Below are 2,360 nucleotides of genomic sequence, written 5' to 3'. Positions count from 1 at the left end.
AAGCCTACTCCAGTCAAAACGTAGGGCAGCAGAACTCTCCCGGATTCTACTTCACGCAGGTCATGGTCGAGCTACAGGGCAGCTTCAATGTGGCGACGATTAATAACTATGGCCTCATCGACCAGATCGACGTGGACACGAACGGCGACGAGATTTTGGATATCACCTGACCCAAATCTGCCGCGCAAGCCCCTGGCTTTAGCCATGGGGTGAGCGGCAGCGGATTGTTATCTGATGTGGATACTGTATAATGCCTATATGTCAGAATATAAGGTCAGATACAAGTCGAACAACAACGTGGTATTTTCTTGTAAATACCATGTGGTGTGGTGCCCGAAGTACCGCCGCGACGTACTGGTGAACGGTGCGGATACTCGGCTCAAGGAGATTATACGGCAGGTGTGTATGGAAACCGATAGCGAAGTGCTGGAGATGGAAGTCATGCCGGACCATGTGCATCTGTTGGTCGAGGTGGACCCGCAGTTCGGCGTGCATCACCTGGTCAAACTGATCAAGGGGCGGTCATCGCGCCTGTTGCGCCAGGAGTTCCGCTGGTGTCGAACCAGGTTGCCGAGTCTCTGGACCAACAGTTATTTCGTTTCCACCGTAGGCGGAGCGCCGCTGGAAATCGTCAAACAATATATCGAGCAGCAGAAGCATGTCTAAAAAAGCCGGACCGTCATTCGTACTGGAGCTGCCCCTAGTCGTGAACCCTCACGAATCCAGGGTGCTGTCGGTGCGGTTCGAGGCCGGGCGGCAACTCTATAACGCGGTGCTGGGCGAAGCCCTGCGGCGACTGGATATGATGAAGGAATCCCGCGCTTGGGCGGCGGCGCGAAAGATGCCCAAAGGCGCGCCAAAATCACCGGAACAAAAAGCTCGTGCTGCCGAATTCTCGCTGATTGCCGAAACCATTGGTTTCACGGATTACGACATCCAGTCTTACGCTACGCGATGCAAGAACGCCTGCTGGATCGGTGACCACCTGGATGCGCACACGACTCAGAAAATCGGCACCAGGGCATTCACAGCGGCGCAACGCTATCAGTTCCGCACGGGTGGACGTCCACGCTTCAAGCCGAAGTGGAAAGCGCTGGAATCCATGGAAGGCAAGAGCAACGCGACGGGCTTGCGCTGGCGGGAAGACCACATCGAGTGGAACGGGCTTTCTCTCCGGGCGATCTACGACCAGAAAGACAAACACGGGGTCCAGGCGTTCGCCCTGCAACAACCTGTAAAGTATTGTCGCCTGGTTCGTCGAACCATTCGAGGTAAGACGCGGTGGTACGTACAACTGGTGATCGCCGGATACCCGAAGTGGAAAGGCAAGAACCCCATTCGTATTGGCAAGAGTAGTATCGACATCGGTCCATCTACCATTGCCGCCGTCAGCGATACCGGCGCGTTTCTGGAACAGTTCTGCGCCAATGTGCCAAGCCTTCAGAAAACGATCCGCCGGATGCAACGGGCCATGGATCGATCCAGGAGAAGGTCCAATCCCGATAACTACAACCAGGACGGCACCGTGAAAAAGCCAGCGCCAGGGAAACGCCTGCAATGGGTGTTTACCAACGGCTACCTGCGCCTGCGCGCCCGTCTCAAGGAATTACACCGGGTTCTGGCTGCCTATCGCCGGGCAGAACATGGCAAACTGGCTAACCGTATTATCGCCATAGGCAACACGGTCATGGCCGAGAAATTATCCTACAAAGCCTTTCAGCGGATGTTCGGCAAGAGCGTCCGCGACCGGGCACCTGGGGAATTCATGGGTCACTTACATCGCAAGGCTGCAAGCGCCGGTGGCGAGGTGATCGAGTTCCCCACCCGGACCACGAAGCTCTCGCAGAGTTGTCAGTGCGGGGCCGTGGTGAAGAAACCGTTGCGCAAACGCTGGCATACTTGTTCGTGCGGCGTTTATGCGCAACGGGATTTGTATAGTGCTTATCTGGGCCATCACGTTCGCAAGGATGGGGAGACCTGGAATCTGGACACCGAATCAGCTCGCGAGGGCTGGTGCGCTGTGGAACCGCTGCTGGAGAAAGCGGTGTCCGGTATAATACAACAAGCTGCGAAGGGCAGGCCGTTGCCTGCCAGCTTTGGCATTCGTGCCAGAGACAGAGCGGCTCTTTCTCGAATCGGTACCAGGGCAGGTGAAGATTCCGGATGTTGTAGCCCAACCGCAGCGACGGTTGTGGAGAGAGTCGGAAAGACATCTGAACCTGGATCCAGAACCCCCCGGCTTTAGCCGTGGGGAGGTTCAGCTGAACGCGCTTGTTTGGGTAGTCAACCAAACCTATAGGTGATACAGGTTTTCTGTGCCAACATCCTCGCAGAATCTTTGTCTGGGAGGCTCCCCCGCT

The 2,360-nt window shown here is 56.2% G+C and carries 2 protein-coding genes; both read left to right on the top strand.

From position 1 onward, the window contains the following. Window positions 1-258: 258 nt before the first annotated feature. Window positions 259-666, top strand: a complete 408-nt coding sequence (gene tnpA, locus RTI30_RS14085) for an IS200/IS605 family transposase (protein WP_312284127.1) — start codon at window positions 259-261, stop codon at window positions 664-666. Continuing rightward, on the top strand, window positions 659-2,245 hold the full coding sequence (locus RTI30_RS14080; RefSeq protein ID WP_312284126.1) for a transposase: 1,587 nt from the start codon (window positions 659-661) through the stop codon (window positions 2,243-2,245). The genes tnpA and RTI30_RS14080 overlap by 8 nt, the downstream gene beginning before the upstream one ends. Window positions 2,246-2,360: the final 115 nt, after the last annotated feature.

Source organism: Candidatus Igneacidithiobacillus taiwanensis (genome assembly GCF_031962545.1).
Classification (GTDB): Bacteria; Pseudomonadota; Gammaproteobacteria; order Acidithiobacillales; family Acidithiobacillaceae; genus Igneacidithiobacillus; species Igneacidithiobacillus taiwanensis.
This window is presented reverse-complemented; position numbering and strand designations above follow the sequence as displayed.